General features: G+C 66.6%; 21 protein-coding genes. 6 read left to right on the forward strand and 15 right to left on the reverse strand.

Going from position 1 to position 21,558, the window contains the following annotated elements:
• Positions 1 to 443 precede the first annotated feature (443 nt).
• Both KR541_RS34065 and KR541_RS34070 read left to right on the forward strand, forming a co-directional pair.
• On the forward strand, positions 444 to 3,287 hold the full coding sequence (locus tag KR541_RS34065) for an ATP-dependent Clp protease ATP-binding subunit (protein ID WP_216090146.1): 2,844 nt from the start codon (positions 444 to 446) through the stop codon (positions 3,285 to 3,287).
• Positions 3,288 to 3,409: 122 nt separating this feature from the next.
• On the forward strand, positions 3,410 to 5,689 hold the full coding sequence (locus KR541_RS34070; RefSeq protein ID WP_089490316.1) for an FdhF/YdeP family oxidoreductase: 2,280 nt from the start codon (positions 3,410 to 3,412) through the stop codon (positions 5,687 to 5,689).
• A gap of 60 nt (positions 5,690 to 5,749) precedes the next feature.
• On the opposite strand, the gene KR541_RS34075 is transcribed toward KR541_RS34070, so the two are convergent.
• Positions 5,750 to 7,171: a purine-cytosine permease family protein gene (locus KR541_RS34075; protein WP_089490315.1), complete on the reverse strand. Its 1,422-nt coding sequence runs from the start codon at positions 7,169 to 7,171 to the stop codon at positions 5,750 to 5,752.
• A 393-nt stretch (positions 7,172 to 7,564) separates the two neighbouring features.
• Here KR541_RS34075 and KR541_RS34080 point away from each other — a divergent pair, with 393 nt between their 5' ends.
• Entirely contained in the window at positions 7,565 to 8,488 is a 924-nt protein-coding gene (locus KR541_RS34080) for a LysR substrate-binding domain-containing protein (protein ID WP_050014060.1), read from the forward strand.
• Between the two features lie 66 nt (positions 8,489 to 8,554).
• On the opposite strand, the gene argE is transcribed toward KR541_RS34080, so the two are convergent.
• The 8 genes from argE to KR541_RS34120 all read right to left on the reverse strand — a co-directional run bounded on the left by argE (position 8,555) and on the right by KR541_RS34120 (position 14,681).
• A complete protein-coding gene (argE, locus tag KR541_RS34085; protein WP_050014027.1) occupies positions 8,555 to 9,718 on the reverse strand; it encodes an acetylornithine deacetylase in 1,164 nt (387 codons plus the stop codon).
• Positions 9,711 to 10,388 (reverse strand): DUF1028 domain-containing protein, encoded by a 678-nt coding sequence (locus tag KR541_RS34090; RefSeq protein ID WP_050014028.1) that lies wholly within the window; start codon positions 10,386 to 10,388, stop codon positions 9,711 to 9,713. Before KR541_RS34090 ends, argE begins: the two co-directional genes overlap by 8 nt.
• A complete protein-coding gene (locus KR541_RS34095; RefSeq protein ID WP_050014029.1) occupies positions 10,385 to 10,834 on the reverse strand; it encodes a RidA family protein in 450 nt (149 codons plus the stop codon). The genes KR541_RS34090 and KR541_RS34095 overlap by 4 nt, the downstream gene beginning before the upstream one ends.
• 69 nt (positions 10,835 to 10,903) lie before the next feature.
• A complete protein-coding gene (locus tag KR541_RS34100; RefSeq protein WP_216090147.1) occupies positions 10,904 to 12,226 on the reverse strand; it encodes a flavin-containing monooxygenase in 1,323 nt (440 codons plus the stop codon).
• Positions 12,227 to 12,412: 186 nt separating this feature from the next.
• A complete protein-coding gene (locus KR541_RS34105; RefSeq protein ID WP_176016181.1) occupies positions 12,413 to 12,859 on the reverse strand; it encodes a hypothetical protein in 447 nt (148 codons plus the stop codon).
• A gap of 233 nt (positions 12,860 to 13,092) precedes the next feature.
• Positions 13,093 to 13,680, reverse strand: coding sequence for a hypothetical protein (locus tag KR541_RS34110; RefSeq protein WP_252996714.1), 588 nt, complete (start codon positions 13,678 to 13,680; stop codon positions 13,093 to 13,095).
• Between the two features lie 35 nt (positions 13,681 to 13,715).
• Positions 13,716 to 14,009 carry a RebB family R body protein gene (locus KR541_RS34115; protein WP_050014033.1) on the reverse strand — a complete coding sequence of 98 codons (294 nt, stop codon included), beginning with the start codon at positions 14,007 to 14,009 and terminating at the stop codon, positions 13,716 to 13,718.
• 114 nt (positions 14,010 to 14,123) lie between these two features.
• Positions 14,124 to 14,681 carry an RNA polymerase sigma factor gene (locus KR541_RS34120; RefSeq protein ID WP_050014034.1) on the reverse strand — a complete coding sequence of 186 codons (558 nt, stop codon included), beginning with the start codon at positions 14,679 to 14,681 and terminating at the stop codon, positions 14,124 to 14,126.
• Between the two features lie 407 nt (positions 14,682 to 15,088).
• Here KR541_RS34120 and KR541_RS34125 point away from each other — a divergent pair, with 407 nt between their 5' ends.
• Positions 15,089 to 15,763 (forward strand): Crp/Fnr family transcriptional regulator, encoded by a 675-nt coding sequence (locus KR541_RS34125; protein WP_050014035.1) that lies wholly within the window; start codon positions 15,089 to 15,091, stop codon positions 15,761 to 15,763.
• A gap of 81 nt (positions 15,764 to 15,844) precedes the next feature.
• Here the strand turns inward: KR541_RS34125 and KR541_RS34130 are convergent, their stop codons facing one another.
• The 5 genes from KR541_RS34130 to KR541_RS34150 form a co-directional block, all read right to left on the reverse strand.
• Positions 15,845 to 16,171 (reverse strand): RebB family R body protein, encoded by a 327-nt coding sequence (locus tag KR541_RS34130; RefSeq protein WP_050014036.1) that lies wholly within the window; start codon positions 16,169 to 16,171, stop codon positions 15,845 to 15,847.
• A 177-nt stretch (positions 16,172 to 16,348) separates the two neighbouring features.
• Entirely contained in the window at positions 16,349 to 16,723 is a 375-nt protein-coding gene (locus tag KR541_RS34135; RefSeq protein WP_089490310.1) for a RebB family R body protein, read from the reverse strand.
• A 148-nt stretch (positions 16,724 to 16,871) separates the two neighbouring features.
• Positions 16,872 to 17,204 carry a RebB family R body protein gene (locus tag KR541_RS34140; protein ID WP_050014037.1) on the reverse strand — a complete coding sequence of 111 codons (333 nt, stop codon included), beginning with the start codon at positions 17,202 to 17,204 and terminating at the stop codon, positions 16,872 to 16,874.
• A 79-nt stretch (positions 17,205 to 17,283) separates the two neighbouring features.
• Positions 17,284 to 17,925 carry a hypothetical protein gene (locus KR541_RS34145; protein ID WP_216090149.1) on the reverse strand — a complete coding sequence of 214 codons (642 nt, stop codon included), beginning with the start codon at positions 17,923 to 17,925 and terminating at the stop codon, positions 17,284 to 17,286.
• A gap of 344 nt (positions 17,926 to 18,269) precedes the next feature.
• Positions 18,270 to 19,325 (reverse strand): tetratricopeptide repeat protein, encoded by a 1,056-nt coding sequence (locus KR541_RS34150; RefSeq protein ID WP_252996715.1) that lies wholly within the window; start codon positions 19,323 to 19,325, stop codon positions 18,270 to 18,272.
• Between the two features lie 390 nt (positions 19,326 to 19,715).
• Between KR541_RS34150 and KR541_RS34155 the strand changes: the two genes are divergently transcribed.
• Positions 19,716 to 19,871, forward strand: a complete 156-nt coding sequence (locus KR541_RS34155; protein ID WP_175975294.1) for a hypothetical protein — start codon at positions 19,716 to 19,718, stop codon at positions 19,869 to 19,871.
• Between the two features lie 209 nt (positions 19,872 to 20,080).
• The gene (gene trpS, locus KR541_RS34160; RefSeq protein WP_124655199.1) at positions 20,081 to 21,094 is read left to right on the forward strand and encodes a tryptophan--tRNA ligase; all 1,014 of its coding nucleotides are present in this window, start codon (positions 20,081 to 20,083) and stop codon (positions 21,092 to 21,094) included.
• A gap of 9 nt (positions 21,095 to 21,103) precedes the next feature.
• On the opposite strand, the gene KR541_RS34165 is transcribed toward trpS, so the two are convergent.
• Positions 21,104 to 21,517, reverse strand: coding sequence for a VOC family protein (locus KR541_RS34165; RefSeq protein ID WP_204384591.1), 414 nt, complete (start codon positions 21,515 to 21,517; stop codon positions 21,104 to 21,106).
• Positions 21,518 to 21,558: the final 41 nt, after the last annotated feature.

Raw genomic sequence — 21,558 nt, forward strand, 5'->3', positions numbered from 1 at the left:
CGCGTCTCGGCTGCGGTGCACGCATGGCCGGACGCCACCGGTTCGCGCTCGCGCGTCGCGTCCCGTCTGGCCCCCGTTCGGCCGCTGCCGGCGCACTGCGCGCCGATGTCGCACCGCGCGTCGTTCGGGCGCCGCCCTTTCCCGCGCCTTCCACCGCAAGCCGTACGCGCCGCACACGCCCGCGCCGCCGCCCGCTTGCGCGTCTGTACTCCTTGCCGCCCCGGCCCACGTCCATGTGAGGGTGCAATTCACGGCCGGTCCGGCATGGAACTGTGTCTTGGACGGGCCGCGTCGATTCGTTATTTTGAACGCAGTCGAAGCGATGCCGTGGGCTCCTTGCGGCACTCGCGCTTCCCGCCCCGACCGCGATCGGGACGCGCGAGCGCCGCACCGCATCGGGCGTCACGCTTCGACCCACCTTCACCGACAGGAGCCAGACCACCATGCCCGCACTTTGCGATATCTGCCACGCGCGGCCGGCCGTTGCACGCGCCACCGTGATGCAGGACGGCGAGCGCAAGACGATCTCGATCTGCGATTACCACTTCCGCCAGCTGATGCGGCATCAGAGCATGCTGAATCCGTTCGATTCGCTGCTCGGCGGTGGCGGACCGTCGTCGCTGTTCGGCGGGCTCGGCGACGAATCGCCGCTCGCCGCCGAGATTCCGCGCGAATCGGTCGATCCGACCGACGCGTTCAGCGAACAGACGCTCGAACTGCTGCAGCGCGCGGCCGAGAAGGCGCACGAGCTGCGCCGCAGCGAGCTCGATTCCGAACACCTGCTGTACGCGCTCGCGGACACCGACGTATGTGCCGCGCTGCTGAAGGAACTGAAGCTGTCGCCGGAGGACATCAAGACGTACATCGACGCGCACGCGCACACCGGCACGGCCGCTCCCGACGCGCCGCTCGACAAGCTGTCGATCTCGCCGCGCGTGAAGAAGGCCGTGCAGTACGCGTTTCAGGCGTCGCGCGATCTCGGCCACTCGTACATCGGCCCCGAGCACTTGTTGATCGGGCTCGCATCGGTGCCTGACAGCGTCGCCGGCACGCTGCTGAAGAAATACGGCGTGACGCCCGAGGCGCTGCGCCAGAAGGTCGTGAAGGTGGTCGGCAAGGGCGCCGAGGACGGCCGCGTCGATGCGCCGACCGGCACGCCGAACCTCGACAAGTTCGGCCGCGACCTCACCGCGATCGCGCGCCAGGGCAAGCTCGATCCGGTGCTGGGCCGCGCGCAGGAAATCGAGAGCACGATCGAGGTGCTCGCGCGCCGCAAGAAGAACAATCCGGTGCTGATCGGCGAGCCGGGCGTCGGCAAGACCGCGATCGTCGAGGGGCTCGCGCAGCGGATCGTCAACGGCGACGTGCCCGAAGTGCTGCGCGACAAGCGGCTCGTCGAGGTCAACATCAACTCGATGGTGGCCGGCGCGAAGTATCGCGGCGAATTCGAGGAACGCGCGAAACAGCTGATCGACGAAGTGACCGCGAAGCAGGACGAACTGATCCTGTTCATCGACGAGCTGCATACGATCGTCGGCGCGGGCCAGGGCGGCGGCGAAGGCGGCCTCGACATCGCGAACGTGCTGAAGCCCGCGCTCGCGCGCGGCGAGCTGAGCCTGATCGGCGCGACGACGCTCAACGAATACCAGAAGTACATCGAGAAGGACGCCGCGCTCGAACGCCGCTTCCAGCCCGTGTTCGTGCCGGAGCCGAGCGTCGAGCAGACGATCGTGATCCTGCGCGGGCTGCGCGACAGTCTCGAGGCGCACCACCAGGTGACGTTCGCCGACGACGCGTTCGTCGCGGCCGCCGAGTTCGCCGACCGCTATATCACGTCGCGCTTCCTGCCCGACAAGGCGATCGACCTGATCGACCAGGCCGCCGCGCGCGTGCGGATCGGCGCGACGTCGCGCCCGGTCGACATTCAGGAAGGCGAAGCGCAGATCGCGCAACTGAAGCGCGAGCAGGACTACGCGACGTCGCGCAAGCGCTTCGACGAAGCGAAGCAGTTCGAAGAGCAGATCAGCGCGAAGCAGAAGGCCGTCGACGAGATGATGGAGGCGTGGCAGCGCAAGACCGGTTCGGAGACGCTCGAGGTGACCGTTGAATCGGTGGCCGAGGTCGTGTCGCGGCTGACCGGCATCCCCGTGTCCGAACTCACGCAGGAAGAGCGCCAGAAGCTGCTGAAGATGGAGGAGCAGTTGCGCGAGCGCGTGGTCGGCCAGGCCGATGCGGTGGTCGCCGTCAGCGATGCGGTACGGCTGTCGCGCGCGGGGCTCGGCCAGACGCACCGGCCGATCGCGACGTTCCTGTTCCTCGGGCCGACGGGCGTCGGCAAGACCGAGCTCGCGAAGGCGCTGGCCGAGACCGTATTCGGCGACGAGCAGGCGATCATCCGCATCGACATGTCGGAATACATGGAACGCCACGCGGTCGCGCGTCTGATCGGCGCGCCGCCCGGCTACGTCGGCTACGACGAAGGCGGCCAGCTCACCGAGCGCGTGCGGCGTCGCCCGTACAGCGTGATCCTGCTCGACGAGATCGAGAAGGCGCATCCGGACGTCTACAACGTGCTGCTGCAGGTGTTCGACGACGGGCGTCTCACCGACGGCAAGGGTCGCGTGGTCGATTTCAGCAACACGATCATCATCGCGACCAGCAACCTCGGCGCGGCGATCATCATGGACAACCTCACGCAGCCGGAAGCCGCGCGCAAGACCGACAAGGCGATCCGCGAGGAACTGATGCAGGTGCTGAAGGGGCATTTCCGGCCCGAGTTCCTGAACCGGATCGACGAGGTGATCGTCTTCCACGCGCTGTCGAAGGACGACATCCGCGCGATCGTGCAGATCCAGCTCGATCGCGTGGTGCGCACCGCCGCCGCGCAGGACATCACGCTCGTGATGGGCGATTCGCTCGTCGCACACCTGACCGAAGCCGGCTACCAGCCTGAATTCGGCGCGCGCGAGCTGAAGCGCCAGATCCGGCAGACCATCGAGACGCGGCTCGCGAAGGAAATCCTCGCCGATCGGCTGAAGTCGGGCGACAAGTGCGAGGTCGACTACGACAAGGACAGCGACGAAGTGAAGTTCAACAAGCTCGCCGCGCCTGACGCGAAGGAGGCGAAGGACACAAAGCAGGACGCCGACGGCAAGGCCAAACCGACCGGCAAGGCCGCCAACGCAGCAGCGGACGCGAAGGCGGACGACACGCGTGCCGACGCCCCGCCGCCCGCCGCGAAGCCGTCGGGCAAGAAGTCGTCCGGCGCGAAGAAGGACGCGCACTAAAACAACGCATGCCCCACCACCCGGGGCACGCATGACCGGCTCCGTCCGCGGACGGAGCCGCCCCACGCCGCGACACGGCGCAACCGAGCCACCCGCATCGGGCCCGGCTATTGGAGATTCACATGACAAATCGACGCGAAGTGCCAGGCATCAGGAAATACGACGGGCCCGCCGGCGGTTGGGGCGCGCTTCGCGCGACAGCCGATGCGGTGCGCACGCAAATGGAAACCATCGAGGCGCCGATCGTGCTGATGCGGACCAACCAGCCCGACGGCTTCGACTGCCCCGGCTGCGCGTGGCCGGACAAGGAGCACAAGTCGACGTTCCAGTTCTGCGAGAACGGCGCGAAGGCCGTTACGTGGGAAGCGACGACCAAGCGCGTGACGCCGGAGTTCTTCGCGGCGAACACCGTGTCGTCGCTGCTGCGCATGTCGGACTACGAACTGGAGAACATGGGCCGGCTCACGCATCCGCTCGTCTACGACCGCGCGACCGACACGTTCCACGCGATCGAATGGGACGACGCGTTCGCGCGCATCGGCGAAGTGCTGCGCGCGCTGCCGCCCGAGCAGGTCGAGTTCTACACGTCGGGCCGCGCGTCGAACGAAGCCGCGTACCTGTACCAGCTGTTCGCGCGCGAGCTCGGCACCAACAACTTCCCCGACTGCTCGAACATGTGCCACGAGCCGACCAGCGTCGGCCTGCCGCAGTCGATCGGCATCGGCAAGGGCACCGTGTCGCTCGAGGATTTCGACCACTGCGAGCTGATCATCTCGATCGGCCACAACCCCGGCACGAACCATCCGCGGATGATGGGCACGCTGCACGAGTGTTCGCGCCGCAACGTGCCGATCATCGTGTTCAACCCGCTGCGCGAACGCGCGCTCGAACGCTTCGCCGATCCGCAAGACATGATCGAGATGGCGTCGTTCGGCTCGACGCGGATCGCGTCGACGTACTACCAGGTCGACGCGGGCGGCGACGCGGCCGCGCTGAAAGGCATCATGAAGGCGCTGCTGAAGCTCGAGGCCGAGCGCGGCGACGTGCTCGACCGCGATTTCATCGCGCAGCACACCGACGGCTTCGACGCGTTCTCGGCCGATCTCGAAGCCACGTCGTGGGACGACATCGAACGCGCGAGCGGCCTCGCCCAGGCGCAGCTCGAAGAGGTCGCGCTCGCGTACGCGAAGTCGAACGCGACGATCGTCACGTACGGGATGGGCGTCACGCAGCACAACAAGGGCACGGCCACCGTGCGCCTGATCGCCGACCTGCTGCTGATGCGCGGCAACATCGGCAAGCCCGGCGCCGGCGTGTGCCCGCTGCGCGGCCATTCGAACGTGCAGGGCAACCGCACGGTCGGCATCACCGAGAAGCCGTCGGCCGAATTCCTGAAGAAGATCGAGGACGTGTGCGGCTTCACGCCGCCCGCGAAACACGGGCACGATGCGGTGCAAGCGATGCAAGCGATGATCGACGGCACCGCGAAGGCGCTGCTGTGCCTCGGCGGCAACTTCGCGGTCGCGCTGCCCGATCCGGAGCTGTCGTTCCCGGCGATGGCGAAGCTCGACCTGAGCGTGCATCTCGGCACGAAGCTGAACCGTTCGCACCTGCTGGTCGGCAAGGAAACCTTCATCCTGCCGGTGCTCGGCCGCACCGAGCTCGACATGCAGGCCACCGGCCGGCAATCGATCACCGTCGAGGATTCGATGTCGATGGTCCATGCGTCGGCCGGCAAGCTGAAGCCGGCGTCGGACCAGTTGCGCTCGGAGCCCGCGATCGTCGCCGGCATCGCGCATGCGACGCTGCCGAACAGCAAGGTCGCGTGGCTCGACCTGATCGCCGACTACGACCGCATCCGCGACCTGATCGACAAGACGGTAGCCGGCTTCGACGCGTTCAACGAGCGGATCCGCACGCCGGGCGGCTTCCGCCTGCCGCTGCCGCCCACCGAGCGCGTGTGGCCGACGCCGACCGGCAAGGCGATGTTCTCGGTCTACAAGGGCGTGAAGGAGGACGCGGACGCGCTCGGCGCCGAGCAGGTGCTGCGGCTGATCACGCTGCGCAGCCATGATCAGTACAACACGACGATCTACGGGCTCGACGACCGCTATCGCGGCGTGTTCGGCCGGCGCGACGTGCTGTTCATGAACGCGGCCGATCTCGACAAGTACGGGCTCGAACACGGCGACCTCGTCGACATCGAGACGGTCACGGCGTCGGGCCGCACACTGCGCCTCGAGAAGATCACCGCGATCGAGTACGACATCGCGCCGGGCTCGGTCGGCGCGTACTACCCGGAAGCGAACGTGCTCGTGCCGCTCGACTACATCGACAAGGAAAGCGGCACGCCGTCGTACAAGTCGGTGCCGGTGCGCGTCGCGCGCTCGGCGGTGGTCTGATCCGCGGGTGGGCAAGGGTCGCGGCACACGCCGCGCCCGTGCCCGCCTGCCGCCCTGCGCTTACCGCACCGCCGTCGGCGGCAGGTGCGCGCCGCCCTGCCGACGCCGATACGCGCTGTCGCGCGTCGCGAGCCAGTAGTACAGCGGCGACGTCAGCAGCAGGCCCACGAGCCAAGACAGATCCGCGCCGCCCAGATGCGCGGGAATCGGGCCCGCATACATCGGCGTGTTCATGAACGGAATCTGCACCACGATGCCGATCGCATACGCGAGCAGCGCCTGCGGATTGAAGCGGCCGTAGATTCCGCCGTCCGCCATGAAGATCGACTGGATGTCGTACTTGCCCTTGTGGATCACGTAGAAGTCGATCAGGTTGATCGCCGTCCACGGCACCAGCACGACCAGCAGCGCGAGCACGAGATCGACGAGGTTGCCGACGAAGTTCGTCGACGCGCCGATCGCCGCGTAGCAGCATGCGACGAAGATCACGACCGACACCACCGCGCGCGCCTTCGCGGTCGGAATCCACTTGTACGCGAACGTCTGCACCGACGTGATCACCGCGAGCACCGCGCCGTACAGGTTCAGCGCGTTGTGGCTGATCACGCTCAGCAGGAACAGCACGAGCATCAGCGGGCCGAGCGGGCCCGTCGCCTGCTTGACCGCGTCCATCGTGTCCGCGCCGGCCGGCACCGCGAGCACGGCCACCGCGCCGAAGATGAACGCGAGCGTCGAGCCGATCGTGCAGCCGAGGTAGGTCGCCCAGAACGTGGACGCAACGCCGACGTCCTCCGGCAGATAGCGCGAATAGTCCGACACGTATGGCGCGAACGCGATCTGCCACAGCGCCGACAGCGATACCGTCGCGAGCCAGCCCGCGAAGTCGAAGCCGCCGCGCGTCAGGAAATCGGCGGTGTTCACGTGCGACAGGATCATCCAGAAGCCGACGGCGATGCCGATGCCGAGCACCCACGTGCCGATCCGGTTCAGGATATGGATGAACCGGTAGCCGACGATCCCGATCAGCCCGGAGCCCACCGCGCCGATCACGATGCCGACGGGCACCGGCACCGACGACGCGATGCCGTGCACCGACTTGCCGGCGAGCACGATGTTCGACGCGAAGAAGCCGACGTACATCACGGCCGCGATCACCGTGACGAGCAGCGCGCCCCACGAGCCGAACTGCGCGCGGCTCTGGATCATCTGCGGGATGCCCATCTGCGGGCCCTGCGCCGAATGCAGCGCCATCAGCACGCCGCCGACCGCCTGGCCGACGACGATCGCGACGATCCCCCACATCAGGTTCAGGTGGAACATCTGCACGCCGAGCGCGCCGGTCACGATCGGCAGCGGCGCGATGTTGCCGCCGAACCAGAGCGTGAACAAGTCGCGCACCTTGCCGTGGCGTTCGGCGGGCGGCACATAGCCGATCGTGTGCTTCTCTATCATCGGGGACGCATTGCGTTCCGCGTTCGTCATGGTGAAGTCTCCAGTCCTGCGCGGCAATGCGCGCGTGCCGTTCACGCCGGCGCGCGTCGGGGTGCGCGCCGGCCATCGGTCCGGATGCGCGGGCGATGCCGCACCGCGTGCATGCGCGGCGGCGCCGAACGAAGCGGCGCGTGCGCGGCAAGCAGGGACGGATGACATGTCCCGCCGGCGCGCACGCGGCCCCGTCGCGATCCAGGTTGGAGACGATGGTGCGCCACGTGCATCGCGACCGGAAAATACTAAAAATATTTCCGCGACATACGAAAAAGCTCTGCAGCGGAAATTTCGGCGCCGATCGACTTCAGGTAAGGTGCCAGGGTCTGTTTCCCCATGGAACGCGCACGCGCCCGCGGCGGCACGCCGGGGCGGGCATCAGAGGTGCTTGTGGCTCACTACACATTGCGGCAACTGAAGTACTTCATCACGACGGTCGAATCCGGCAGCGTCGCCGAGGCATCGCGTCAGCTCTTTATCGCGCAGCCGTCGATTTCCAGCGCGATCAAGGGGCTCGAAGAGAGCTTCGGCGTGAAGCTGTTCATTCGCCATCACGCGCAGGGCGTGTCGCTGACGCCGAGCGGCACGCGCTTCTACCGGAAAGCGCAGGAACTGCTGCGCATCGCGCACGAGTTCGAACAGAACGCGCTCGCCGACAACGACGTGATCGCCGGGCAGATCGACATCGGCTGTTTCGAGACGGTCGCGCCGCTCTATCTGCCACAACTGATTGCGGGTTTTCGCGAGCGCTACCCGGGCGTGAACATCCGGCTGCGCGACGGCGACCAGCAGGAACTCGTGCAGGGGCTGACGTCCGGCACGTTCGATCTCGCGCTGATGTACGACCACGATCTCGACGGCACGATCGAAACCGAGTCGCTGATGCCGCCGCAGCAGCCGTACGTGCTGCTGCCCGAAAACCACCGGTTCGCGAGCCAGACGCACGTGTCGCTGCGCGACCTGTGCGTCGAGCCGATGATCCTGCTCGACGTGCAGCCGAGCCGCACGTATTTCGTCAGTCTGTTTCACGAACTCGGGCTGACGCCGAACATCGTGTTCGGCTCGCCGTCGATCGAGATGGTGCGCGGGATGGTCGGCCAGGGCTTCGGGTTCTCGCTGCTCGTCACGCGCCCGCATTCCGACTATACGTACGACGGCCAGCGTGTCGTGACGATCGGCCTCAGCGAAACGGTCAGCCCGTCCGGGCTCGTGAGCGCGCGGCTGAAGCGCGGGCAGCTCACGAAGCAGGCGCAGTCGTTCGTCGATTTCTGCCGCGAGCGGCTTGCGCAGATCGTCGCGGAAGCGGCGCGATGAGATCGCGATAGAGAACAAAAAAACGCACGCGCCGCCGGGTGCGGAGCGTGCGTGTCGGTGGCCAGCTCAGTCGGCTGAAGAAAGATACGCGGCCAGACGACCGAGCATCGCGTCGCATCCGTGCAGTTGTTCGAGCGTGACGAACTCGTCGGGCTTGTGCCCCTGGTCCATGCTGCCGGGACCGCACACGACGGTCGGAATACCGGCCTGCCCGAACAGCCCGCCCTCGGTGCCGAACGCCACCGTGCCGAACGCGTCGGACCCGCTCAGCCACGCGATCAGCCGCGAGGCCTCGCCGTCCGGCGCGGTCGCCAGCCCCGGATACGCGCCGAGCGGTTTCAGTTGAATGTCGGTATCGGGCTGCACCGCGCGCATCCGCGGCAACAGTTCGGATTCCGCATAGTCCTGCAGCTTTCTCGGCACGTCGTGCGCATCGAAATCCGGCAGCGCGCGCACCTCGAAATCGAACTCGCATTCGGCCGGCACGATGTTCAGCGCGCGGCCACCCTTGATCAAGCCCGTCTGCACGGTCGAGAACGGCGGATCGAAGCGGCTGTCGTGCCGCTCGGGGCGTGCGAGCGCCGCGCCGATCTCGCCGAGCCGGCCGATCAGCTTCGCCGCATAGTCGATCGCGTTGACGCCCGACGGCGCGTAAGCCGAGTGACACGCGGCGCCCTTCACGTGGCAGCGCATCGCGAGCTTGCCCTTGTGACCGAGCACCGGCTTCAGTTCGGTCGGCTCGCCGATCACGCACAGCCGCGGACGATGTGCGCGCGCGGCCAGTTGTTCGAGCATCGGCCGCACGCCGACGCAACCGACTTCCTCGTCGTACGAGAACGCGAGATGCACGGGCACGCTCAGCGGCCGCGCGACGAACGCCGGCACGGCCGCGAGCACCGATGCGATGAAGCCCTTCATGTCGGCCGTGCCGCGACCGTACAGGCGGCCGCCGCGCTCGGTCAGCCGGAACGGCTCGACCGTCCATGCCTGCCCGTCGACCGGCACCACGTCGGTATGGCCCGACAGCGCGACGCCGCCGCGGTCGCGCGGGCCGATCGTCGCGTACAGGCTCGCCTTCGTGCGTTCCGCGTTATAGAACAGCTCGCTTTCCACACCGAAACCCGCGAGATAGTTGCGGATGAAACCGATCATCTCGAGGTTCGAGTCGCGGCTGACCGTCGCGAAGCCGATCAGCCGTTCGAGCAGCGCGCGGCTCGACGGATCACTCATCGCCCGGTACTCCGTAACTCGGTGCGGCGGTCGGATTCAGCGCGCGCGTCTGGTAGTCCTGCATCTGCGGCCGATACGCGCGCCACAGCGCATCGAGTTGCCCGATCGGATCGGTATCGGCCCAGTCGACGCGCAGGTCGACGATCGGCCAGGTCACGTCACCGGCCACCTTCAGCGCGGCCGAATGCACGGGCCCGGCCTCGCCGCCGGCCGTCATCGCCGCGTGCATCGCGGCCAGCAGGCGATCGGCGAGCAGCCCGGGCGCGTGCTCGAAGGCCCGCACCATCGCATCGATCACGGCCGGCGCGGCCAGCAGATTTCCGGCCGCCACGCATTGCTCGCCCTGCACCGCGCGATGCGTGCCGAGCGCCTCCTTGCCGGTGAAGCATGCGGTCTGCCCCTGCCCGTCGATCGCCGTGACCTGCCGGTACTGGCTCCAGCCGTTCGCGCTCAACGCCCGGTCGAGCGCCGCGGCCGGCGCGAGCTGGTCGTGCTCGATCAGGTCGAGAATCTGCGGCCCAAGCGCCGGCAGCGTGATGTTCTGCGTCGCGACGGCGCCGACGCCCGCACGCACCCACGGGCAGCGCGCGCCCACCGCGATGCTCGACGAGCTGATCGCGATCCCGAGCTGCCCCGTCTCCGGGCAGCGTCCGACGATGGAGAACGTCATGTCGCCTCCCGTGCGCGGTTCGGCTGCCAGTTGTCGGGAATCACCGCGATCACGTCGATCTCCATCAGCCACTGCGGCTGACCGAGCGCGGAAACGACGAGCCCCGTCGAGATCGGGTAGACGCCCTTCAGCCACTTGCCGACTTCCTGGTACACGGGTTCGCGATAACGCGGATCGATCAGGTAGGTCGTCGTCTTCACGATATGCGTGATGTCGCTGCCGGCTTCCTCGAGCAACTGCTTGACGTTCTTCATCGCCTGCTCGGCCTGTGCACGCGGGTCGCCGAGGCCGATCAGGTTGCCGTCGAAATCGGTGCCGACCTGGCCGCGCACGTAGACGGTGTTGCCGGCCCGCACGGCCTGGCACAGGTCGTTGTCGAGCGTCTGGTTCGGGTAGGTATCCTTCGTGTTGAACATGCGGATACGCGTATGGGTAGGCTGGCTCATCGAGGTCCTTCGAGTGTCGGTGTGGTCGCCCGCCGCGCGGGAAGCGGTCGCGGCGGGGTCGTCAGGTCGTCAGTTCGCCGCTTCGGCGAGCGGGCGCGCGTCCGGCTGCGCCGCTTGGGCGGCCGCGCGGTGCTGCGCCGCATCGTGGTATGCGAGGTACTTGCGCTGCGTGACGATGTGATCGGCGATGTGCTTCGCGTCGTGCCACACGCCCCAGATGAAGCTGGAGCCGCGCCGCGACAGCCACGGCAGCCCGAGGAAATAGATGCCCGGCTCCTTCGACACGCCGCGCTGGTGCTGCGGCTTGCCGTTCGGCGCGAACGCGTCCACGTTCAGCCAGCCGTAGTCGACCGCATAGCCGGTCGCCCAGACGATCGACGTGACGCCCGCGCCGGCGAGATCGAGCGAGAGGATCGGATGCGCGACGCAGTCGGGATCCGGCAGGATGCGTCGCGCGGCCGGTTCTTCCGGCAGGTCGAGGCCATTGCGCGCCGCATACGCGTCGGCCGCGTCGAGCAGCGACAGGTAGTTCTCGTCGCCGCGCGCGAGATTGATCGCGAGATCGGGTTCGAACACGGCCACGCCGCCGTCGAACGACTTCGTCAACCCGACCAGCGTCACGCCCTGATTCGCGAGCGCGCGGAAATCGACCGTATGGCCGCCGCGCGCGCCGCTCACCGCGATCGTCACGTGTTCGCGGCCTGGCGTCGCGACTTCCTTGTCCCATTCGCCGAGCACGCCAAGCCACCAGCAGAAGTCGCGGCCGCGATACGCACGCGGCGGACGGTCGTGCGGCCCGACCGACAGGTAAACCTGCCGGCCCGCGCGCCGCAGCTCATCGGCGATCTGCACGCCCGACGAACCGGCGCCGACCACCAGCACCGCGCCTGCCGGCAGCTGGCCCGGGTTGCGATAGTCGGCGGAATGGATCTGCACGACGCGCGCGTCGTCCGGCGCGATCGGCGGAATCACCGGGCGCTGGAACGGGCCCGTCGCGACCACCACGCGGTTCGCCTCGATCATGCCGTCGGACGTCTCGACGACGAAGCCCGGCTTGCCCGTGTTGCGCACGACGTGTTTCACTTCGACGCCGGTGCGGATCGGCGCGTTGAATCGACGGGCATACGCTTCGAAGTAGTCCGCGACCTGGTCCTTCGTGGCGAACGCATCGGGATCGAGCCCGTCGAATTCGAGGCCGGGGAAACGGTCGTGCCACGCAGGGCCGTTCGCGACCAGCGAATCCCAGCGCCCGGTGCGCCAGCGTTCGGCGATGCGGTCACGCTCCAGCACGAGATGGGGCACGCCCAGCTTGCCCAGGTGCTCGCTCATCGCCACGCCGGCCTGCCCGGCGCCGACGACGAGCGTATCGATCGAGGTTGTTTCGACTGCCACGGCTGTCTCCTTCGGAAGTGCGGCTCATGCGACGCTTGTGTCGTCGCGTGAGCTGGAATGGAGACATTCTGCTGACAGGCCGCGTGGCGCGAAACGAGGTTTTTTGTTGGCGTTGACGAACAAAAAGCTGGGACGGGGCCGGCGCCCGCGCGCATCGCGGGCACCGGTTTCGACGGATCGCGCCGGCTACACGTTGGTCCACGCGGCGGTGCCCTTCTGATACTGCATCACGCCGCCATCAAGCCGCACCCGCAGGTTGCCGTCGGGCACCTGCACCCATTGGACCATGCCGAGGCTCATCATCAGCGCGACGAAGAAATCCTGCACCTCCGGCGACACGTTGGCCTGCCAGAGGTCGATGCGCCCGAGGCATGCACGCATGTTGCCGCTCTGCTGCATGATCGTCTCGACCTGTCCGGCGACATCCGCCGCCGTGTCGTAGACCTTCGTGCCGCCGTCGCCGACGATCGACAGATGGATGCCGCGCACCAACGTCGGCTGGCCCGGCGTCTGCTCGACGAGCGCGATGCAGCTCGTCATCGCGCCGAAATCGATTTCCGTCGCATCGCCCCATTTGCGCTCGCCAACCCGCAGCGGCGCGGCACCGTGTGCGTTCTGAATGATGTAAGACATGGGTTCCTCACATGATTGGACTGGACTGCCGGTAGCAGGCGCGACGCGTTCGACCACGAACGTGCATCGCGCCCGCCGCTCACATCCCGCATCGGGCCTGACGGCCCGGCGGGTCGTGTCGATGAAGACTGTTTCGCCCGCTGCACGCGTGGCCCGCGATTGCGCCGCGGTTCTCGACGCATGATTGCCCGCGACGTTCCTATCGACGCCGCGCCCGACGTGCGTGACGTGTCTCAGGCGCCCTTCTTGTCGAGCAACGCCTGATACTTCTGCAGGCTCTCGTCGATCCGGTCGAGCGCGACGCTCGCGGCCTCCCCTTCGATCGCCTCCGCGGCGCCCGCGACGACCGCCGCGGTCGCGACGAACAGGTCCGTCAACAGCAGGCCCACCGCATCCATCGCCATGCCTTTCACGTCCTCGTCGATGGTCTTCTGCGCGAGGTCCTTCATCAGCACGCTCTTGCCCGCGATCGCCAGCGACGTCGACGCCTCGAAGTAGTTGGCCGCCGCCTGCGCGACCATGCCGCCGGCCTGCGTGATCATCATGTTCGGACCGACGGATATCTGCGTCGTCGCGTAGGACGCCGCCTCCGCGTTGATCGCCTGGACCGTCTTCAACGCCGATGGGGCGGCGCCGGACACGCCCGCGATCTGGTCCGGCGCCTTCAGCGCGTCGGTGAACCTGCGCAACCGGTTGACCGGCCACGCGCGCTTGCGGGCTGTCGACGTCGCGTCGTGCGGCGCAGCTTCGGCCGCGGCGTCCGCGACGTCGTCCGGTGCTTGCGTCGCGCCTTCTCCGCGTCCATCCAAAAGACCTTTCATGTTCATGGTTCAGGTGTCCCGATAGTCGTCGTGTCCTAGTGCGTGGAACCCGTCGGCGACCCGCCCGCCGCGGGCAGCGACGCGCCGCCCGATGCCGGCTTCGGCGATGCCTCGACGGACAGGATCATCGCCACGGCCTTCGACACGACGGCGTTCGAAATCTGGTTCAACGCCGCCTGCTGCTGGGTCATGTTCTGCGCCGAGATGCCGACGGCCTGGCTGAACATCTGGTAAAGCATGCCCAGCGCCTGGGCCGGCGAGCCCGCGACGACGTTGACGTTGGTCTGCGTCAGCGCATCGGTAATCTGCTCATTGACTTTGTCTGCCACGAGGCCTCCTCGGATCTCGGCTCCGGCATGCGATTGAAGGAACGGGCGGGCCGGCAGGCCATCGACCCCGCGCATGCCGTTAGGAACGCTGCGTGCCGGCATTCGTGAACGCGCTCACGCGAGTTCCTCGCGCAACTTCTTGCGCAGCAGCTCGACGCGCTTTCTGGCCAGCGGCTCGTTGATCCCGAGCGTCGCGGCGATGTGGAAATACGGCCGGTCCTCCTCGAACTTCAGCGTGAACAGCATCTGCTGCTGCGGCGAGAGCACCGACAGCGCCTGTTCGAGACGCAGCAGCTGTTGCCGCAGCAGCAGTTGCTGCTCGACCGACGGCGCGTGGCCGGCCAGCTCGACGGCGTGATCGTCGTCCCACGCCGGGTCGAATTCGAGCATGCCGCTTTCGCGCAGGCGGCGGCGCGCGCCATCGAGGAACGCGTGGTTCAGCACCAGGAAGAGAAACCCGGCCAGGTTCTGAACGCGCCCGGGCGAACGCTGCAGGTAAATGTGGACCTTGAGGGCGGTGTCGGACAGCAATTCGTCGGCGCGGTGAATATCGCCCTTGCACAACAGGCGCGCGCGACGCCGCAATTTCCCCTGCATTTCGCGCCACGTGCGATCGAGCTGCTGCGCCGGAGACTCGGGCGCGGCGGCAGCGTGCTGGTTCGAGGTTGTCATCCCGTGTCTTCCTTTTCTTTGGAAAACACAGAATCGATTCGATCCCGGGAATGGCGCTGTTACCCGCGTAACACCGCTATAACGATAATCGGAACCGGTAAATTTTCTTGATTATTGTGAACAGAAACATTAATCCCCCGGCATACTCCGATCCGTCGTTTCAGGTGCGTCGCCCGGCCTGAATTACGGCATTGCGATGAAAGAAAACGACTGCCGTCGCGCAGCGTTCGCGAGCCGGCACAAGGCAGTCCACGTCGCGCAGCCATGCGCCGTTGTCGCCGACGTGCCGCCATATCGGGACGGCCCGCCGATTATCCCGATATTTTCGTTATGCATTCTTCACGCCATGCCGAAGGCAGCGTTTTTCGCTAGGTGGCCGCATCGTCAAACAACCTCGCGCGGAAAACATGCCTGCCCTTGCCCACGCTCCAACGTTGCGCAACATACCGATACTCGCCGGTCTCCCGGAAAGTCTGATCGTCCATATCGAGCGGCATGCCACGCCCTGGCCCGAACACGGCAATCGCCTGTTGTTCTTCAAGGGCGATCCGGGGGATTTCGTCGCGTTCGTGCATCGCGGCCGCGTCTACAAGACGCTGCACGAACCCGGCGGGCGCGAGATCATTCTCGGCCACTCGATGCCCGGCGAACTCATCGGCGAAAACACGCTGATTCGCGCACACCGGCGCAACTTCACCGCCCAGTTGAGCCCCGACTGCCGCATTTCGGTGTTGCATCGCCAGTACTTCACGCCGCTGCTGGCGAACGCGGAATTCATGGGACGCATCCATGAGCAGCTGTGCCGGCATATCCAGCAGTTGAGCGATTTCGTCGAATCGGCATGCCTGTACCGCGTCGAAGCCCGGCTCGCGCGCCATCTGCTGAACCGCATGCAAGGGGACGGTCTCGAGGTGCCGCTGCCGGAGAACCAGAGCATCCTCGCGGCGATGCTCAACGTCAGCCGGCCGCGACTGAACAGCAGCCTGCAGAAGATGCAGCGCGACGGCCTGATCCGGCTGCACGAGCATGGTGTGACGATCGAGAAACCGGAGCAGCTCCGGACGATCGTCGACGCCAATTGAAGGCCGGCACGCCCGTGAGCCGGGCGGTGCCGTCGGCGGACGAAAGCCGCCTGCGCGGGTGGGGGCCGCGCGTCGCGCAGGTCAGCCGCGCCAGTGGCCGATGGCGTTCATCAACTGCGCGACCGCGGCCAGTTGCGACGCAACGCTGTCGTTCGCCGAGCGCGCCGCGCCAGCCGCCGCTGCCGCCGGCGACCCGGCATAGAGCTGCATGACGCCGACGGTCGTCGCGGCAAGGTTGGACATCGCCTGGTTCGCCTGCATCTGCACGGCGTTGTGCAGCAGGATCGCGGACGCATGACTGTTCGACTGCATGAGCGTGCCCAAGGCCACGGCGGGCGCTTCGCCCACCACCTTGACGTTGGCTTGCGTGACCGCGTCGGTCATCGCGGGAGAAACCTGTTCCGGCATGTCGTTGCTCCTGGTTGGCTCGCCGCTGCGGCGCTGTCACGGCGAAAGCATGAATAGGTCGGTCGGCGCCGATACGCGGCACCGGGGCCCGCTTGCGCGGGCAGGTCGACACGGCGTCCGACGCCGGGCGGCAGCGCCCGATGGGAGCCACCGCCCGGCGTCCGCGCCAGTGACGCGTCAGGCCAGCGCCTTGCCGAGCGCGAGCACGTCGGCCAGCACGGACAGCACGCCGTTCGAGCCGATTTCCGTCGCGGACGCGCCGGCGCTCGCCGGCCCGAGCGTGTACAGCTGCATTGTGCCAACGTTCGTCGAGGTCGGCAGTTGCACCGCGGCCTGCGACTGCTGCTGCACCGCGTTCTCGAACAACACGCTCAGCGAATGGCTCTGGGCCTGGTACAGCGAGCCCGTTGCCATCGCAGGCGCTTCGCCGACCACCTTGACGTTGGTCTGCGTGACCGCGTCGGTGATCGCGGCGTTGACCGCGCATGTCGTGCAGTTGCAGGGGTCTTTCGGGTCCTTCTCGTCTTTCGGGTCGTCTACACCGATAGGCATCGTATTTCTCCTGATTTGCGAACGGGCGCCGCATCGAATCGGCGCTGCCCGTTCTGTCGATTGCTCCGGAACACCGCGCGGCACGGCGGCGGCATCGGCGGTTCGCACCGCTTGCGCCGCCGCTCAACCACGGCGTTGCGATCGTGCGTCAGCCCTTGACTGCCTTCCCGATCGCGATCACGTCGGCCAGAATGGAAATGATCCCGTTCGCGCCGATTTCCGTGGCGGCCGCGCCCGCGCTTTCCGGCCCGATCGTGTAGAGCTGCATCGTCCCCACGTTCGTCGACGTTTGCGACTGGATCGCGGCCTGCGACTGCTGCTGCACCGCGTTCTCGAACAGGATGCTGAGCGAATGGCTCTGGGCCTGGTACAGCGAGCCCATCGCCATTGCCGGCGCTTCCGCGACCACCTTGACGTTGACCTGTGTGACCGCATCGGTAATCGCGGGATTGACCTGGCACACTTGACACGTTTCAGCCATTTGTTGCTCCTTGGTTCACGTAGTTGAGAGGTCGCACATCGAGCCGGCCGGTTCCGCTGTCGGCCGAATGACCCGCGTGCTAATCCATGGACGCTGGGCCGCGCGTATCGTGAACGGCAGCGGTGGGTTCGGTGGGTTCGACCGGGCCGGCGACGATGCTGCGCAACCGGTCCTCCATCGCGTCGAGCCTGACGGCGAGCCGTTCGGCGAGCCCTTCGGCGAGCGCATCGCCGTATTGCCGGAAGCATGTTTCGATTTCCTGCCGGATCATGCTCGTCAGCTGTTCGCCGATCATCGTCATCGCCTCGCGGGTGCTGTCCTGGATTCCGGCTGCGCCGGATGCCTGCGCATCCCCGGCCGGCTCGTGCGCGTCGAGTACGCCCGATACTTTCCGTTGCTCCGACGCCAGCATGCCGAGCGTCGTCTCGTTCTGCGTGTCGATCGTCTGCAGGATACCGCGCATCTTCTCGTACGCCTTTTGCTGGTTGAGCTGCAGAAAATGCTTGATCTGTTGGCGCGCCTCTTGCCGGGTTTTGAACTGCGGCAAGGGCGCGTTCGCGGTGCTCGCCTGCGCGGCCGGGCCGGCAGCGGGCGCCGACGCGTTTCCTTGCCGGCCCGACAGCCGCTCCAGCAGCGCCTGTTCGTCGGCGGGCTCGAGAGGCCGTCCGAGTCGCTTCTCCGCGAGCTGCCGCAGCAGCGGGTCGAGTGCTTCGTTGCTCATGGCTCACACCTCCTCGAGGTTCACGCGCGACACGGGTACGTGCGGTTCGGGGTTGGATGGACGCCGCGCCACGGCGGCTTGATCGGCGTGCTGCAACGGATATCGCATGGGGTTCTCCGGGAAAGGGATGTGCGACGGCCTTGCCGGAAATTCGGCAGGACTGCTGCAAGGACGAACCGTGCGAGGGAGATGTGAAGTCGGTCGGCACCGCGCGAGGGCGGCGGGTGTCAGGTGAGCGGGTAACCGCCGACAGGGGCCGCCGTCGTTTCCATCTGCTGAGGAACAGCGACCTGCGGCTTCTCCGGCAGCGTCTGGCCACCGGGCACATGTGCGCGGCCCGTACGCTACGACACGGGATGCGACGCGGGTTTGACCGGCGACACCGGCACGGACGTCACTGCTTTCGCCGCGTCGATCAACGTCTCCTTGTTCCCGTCCCACTTGGGCAGCTTGGCGGGCGGCAGCGGCACGACCTTGTCCAGATTCGGCAGACGCAGGTCGGGGTCTCGGTCGAGGCGATCGGCCAGGACACTGTAGCGCTCGGCACGGGCCCGATCCTTCACATTGCCGACCACGGGATCGCCATCGTCGAACGCACCGAACAGATAGGCCGCACTTTGGGCATTGCCGAATTTCACGCCTTCATGCAGCGTCTTGAGCGCGCGTTCGTTGTTCTCGCTCAATTCGGCTCGATCGCCCACGATCGTCGTTCCCAATTCATATGCAGCAAGTCCGTTGCCTTGCGCGACCGCACATTCAAGCATCCGCAGGGCGATCTTGCGGTTGCCCCAGAAGCCCGCCTTCGGGTCGTCATAGAGCGCATCCATCTTGCCGCCCAGATACGCCATCGAACTCGGGCTGCCCATATCGGCGGCCAGTTGCCAGAATGCGTACGCGCGGCTGGCATCCTGCTTCACGCCCATTCCGTCCATGTGATACGTGCCCATCAGATCGTAGGCGGCCGGAATACCCAGCTTCATCGCCTGTTCGGTGATCTGAATCGCATGTTCCGAATCACGCTCCACGCCCTGCCCCTGCGCGTACGCATTCGCCAGATTCAGCATGGCCTTCCAGTGCTTGCGCTCGGCCGCTTTCGTCCACAAATCGACCGCGCCCTTGTAATCGCGCTGGTTCGGCCACAACAGCGAACTGGTCAGCGCCATGGCCTGCTGATTCCAGCGATCGGCGTCCGGATCGACAGGAGGAACCACGGCAGCTTCATGCCTGCACTCAAATGCCCCGCGATGCGGATTGAAGGCAGTCAGCGACATGTTCCGCGGAAGAGTATCTCCCTTCGAACAGGCTGTACTCGTGAAGATCAGGAAAACAGAAACCAATTGCGTGAAGCCAATGCGGCTGGCAGCAGTCGAACGTAACTGATTTCGCACGATGTCGAACACCCACGTAAGAAAAGGGAACACATTGTCGCGCGCTTATTATGGTGTGAGCACGCGAGACCGGAATATCCCTCCGGTTTTTCCGAGCGATTTCATTGGCCACCGGCATTCGCACCCAGCCGGGAAGCACCCGGGCCTCGGCCCGTAGAATGGACGCGACGCCATCCATTCCGACCATTGCCCTACAATCCTTGACCATGCATACCGCCCCGAACTGGTAGCATGCGCATCGCTTCGCACGAGATGCGTTTCAGAATATACGATCGAACCCTTTTTGAGATTCCGGACACCCTGCCCACGGGAAGTCTCGTTGACCCATTCCCGCAACACCCCGGCTCGCCTCGCGCGACCCGTTGCAGTAACCGTTGGAGTGGCGCACCCGCGCCTGCAAGCATGAAGAAATCGAAGCAGCCCACCCATCCCCCTCGCGACAAGGACCGCACGCCGCTCGTACGCGCCGGCGCGTGGCTGCTGATGGCCGGCCTGCTATACCTGTTGTGGCCGTCCGCCGAAACCGCGTACCTCGCGATGGAGTCGGTGATCCGCTGACGCGCACGTCCGCCCGCGCACTACGCTATACTGCCGCGATGGAAACCCGACCCGCCTCGCCGATCGTGCATTGCTGGTGGCGCGCCTGACCCAGGCGGCCCGTTTCCTTTTGCATGTCCCAAACGTGATGCCGCCAGCGATGGCGGCATTTGCGTTTCTGCGATGACATCATGGCTGGCGGCTTCGATAACCCGGAGCCAACGACGACCATGACACACCCCACCCGCCCGACCATCCTCACCGGCGACCGCACGACCGGCCCGCTGCATCTCGGCCACTACATCGGCTCGCTGCGCGCGCGCGTGCAGATGCAGCACGACGCGACGCAATTCCTGCTGCTCGCCGATACGCAGGCGCTGACCGACAACATGGGCCGCCGCCAGCGCGTCACCGAGAACGTGATAGAGGTCGCGCTCGACTATCTCGCCGTCGGCATCGATCCGGCGATCTCGACGATCGTCGTGCAGTCGCAGGTGCCCGAACTCGCCGAGCTGTCGCAATACCTGCTCAACCTCGTCACGGTCGCGCGCCTCGAACGCAATCCGACCATCAAGGAAGAAATCCGCCTGCGCGGCTTCGAGCGCGACATCCCGGCCGGCTTCCTGACCTACCCGGTGAGCCAGGCGGCCGACATCACCGCGTTCAAGGCGACGCACGTGCCGGTCGGCGACGATCAGTTGCCGATGATCGAGCAGACCAACGAACTCGTGCGCCGCTTCAACGCGACCGTCGATAAGCCGGTGCTGGTCGAATGCGAGGCCGTGCTGTCGTCGGTCACGCGGCTGCCGGGCATCGACGGCAAGGCGAAGATGAGCAAGTCGCTCGGCAACGCGATCACGCTCGGCTCGACGCCGGACGAGATCGCGCAGGCCGTGAAGGACATGTATACGGACCCGAACCACCTGCGCGTGAGCGACCCCGGCCAGGTCGAAGGCAACGTCGTGTTCACGTTCCTCGATGCGTTCGAACCGGACGTGGCGAAGGTCGACGAGTTGAAGGCCCACTATCGCCGCGGCGGCCTCGGCGACAGCGTCGTCAAGCGCGTGCTGAACGAGCGGCTGCAGGCGCTGATCGAGCCGATCCGCACGCGCCGCCGCGAGTTCGAAGCGGACAAGGCCGAAGTGATGGCGATCCTGAAGCGCGGCACGCTGCATGCGCGGGAAGTGGCGGGGGCGACGCTCGCGGAGGTGAAGGGGGCGATGGGGCTGACGTATTTCGATTGAGCGGCGCCGTCACGACCGCTCCCGCTCCGCGGCCGCCGCGTGACACACGGCCTCGATCCGGTTGCCGGCCGGATCGATCAGAAAAGCCGCGTAGTAGTCGCCGTGGTACTGCGGCCGCAATCCGGGTTCACCGTCGGACTGGCCGCCCGTCGCAAGCCCTGCCTCGAAAAACGCATGCACCTGCTCGCGGGAAGCGGCCTTGAAACACCAGTGCCGCTTGCTCGCGCCGACTTCGGCGGGATCCAGATACACCGCCAAGAAGGTCGACTCCGGGTCATTCGCGCTGCAACGTTCGCCATAGCCGAGCGCATTGGGCCGGTCATAGATCTTGGCTGCGCCCAGCGCAGCCATGACGGCATCGTAGAAAGGGCGTGCCTGGTCGATATCCGGCACGCCGATCGACACATGATCAAGCAGTTGCATGGTGTGGGCTCCATTGAACGAGCACGAGTCTACACAACCGC

It is taken from the genome of Burkholderia sola, from assembly GCF_905400185.1.
Classification (GTDB): Bacteria; Pseudomonadota; Gammaproteobacteria; order Burkholderiales; family Burkholderiaceae; genus Burkholderia; species Burkholderia sola.

Bases quoted from the DNA above. Each gene is read 5' to 3' on its own strand.
- KR541_RS34065 (WP_216090146.1), top strand. From the start codon at position 444: ATGCCCGCACTTTGCGATATCTGCCACGCGCGGCCGGCCGTTGCACGC.
- KR541_RS34070 (WP_089490316.1), top strand. From the start codon at position 3,410: ATGACAAATCGACGCGAAGTGCCAGGCATCAGGAAATACGACGGGCCC.
- KR541_RS34075 (WP_089490315.1), bottom strand. From the start codon at position 7,171: ATGACGAACGCGGAACGCAATGCGTCCCCGATGATAGAGAAGCACACG.
- argE (WP_050014027.1), bottom strand. From the start codon at position 9,718: ATGAGTGATCCGTCGAGCCGCGCGCTGCTCGAACGGCTGATCGGCTTC.
- KR541_RS34090 (WP_050014028.1), bottom strand. From the start codon at position 10,388: ATGACGTTCTCCATCGTCGGACGCTGCCCGGAGACGGGGCAGCTCGGG.
- KR541_RS34095 (WP_050014029.1), bottom strand. From the start codon at position 10,834: ATGAGCCAGCCTACCCATACGCGTATCCGCATGTTCAACACGAAGGAT.
- KR541_RS34105 (WP_176016181.1), bottom strand. From the start codon at position 12,859: ATGTCTTACATCATTCAGAACGCACACGGTGCCGCGCCGCTGCGGGTT.
- KR541_RS34110 (WP_252996714.1), bottom strand. From the start codon at position 13,680: ATGAAAGGTCTTTTGGATGGACGCGGAGAAGGCGCGACGCAAGCACCG.
- KR541_RS34120 (WP_050014034.1), bottom strand. From the start codon at position 14,681: ATGACAACCTCGAACCAGCACGCTGCCGCCGCGCCCGAGTCTCCGGCG.
- KR541_RS34125 (WP_050014035.1), top strand. From the start codon at position 15,089: ATGCCTGCCCTTGCCCACGCTCCAACGTTGCGCAACATACCGATACTC.
- KR541_RS34130 (WP_050014036.1), bottom strand. From the start codon at position 16,171: ATGCCGGAACAGGTTTCTCCCGCGATGACCGACGCGGTCACGCAAGCC.
- KR541_RS34135 (WP_089490310.1), bottom strand. From the start codon at position 16,723: ATGCCTATCGGTGTAGACGACCCGAAAGACGAGAAGGACCCGAAAGAC.
- KR541_RS34140 (WP_050014037.1), bottom strand. From the start codon at position 17,204: ATGGCTGAAACGTGTCAAGTGTGCCAGGTCAATCCCGCGATTACCGAT.
- KR541_RS34145 (WP_216090149.1), bottom strand. From the start codon at position 17,925: ATGAGCAACGAAGCACTCGACCCGCTGCTGCGGCAGCTCGCGGAGAAG.
- KR541_RS34155 (WP_175975294.1), top strand. From the start codon at position 19,716: ATGAAGAAATCGAAGCAGCCCACCCATCCCCCTCGCGACAAGGACCGC.
- trpS (WP_124655199.1), top strand. From the start codon at position 20,081: ATGACACACCCCACCCGCCCGACCATCCTCACCGGCGACCGCACGACC.
- KR541_RS34165 (WP_204384591.1), bottom strand. From the start codon at position 21,517: ATGCAACTGCTTGATCATGTGTCGATCGGCGTGCCGGATATCGACCAG.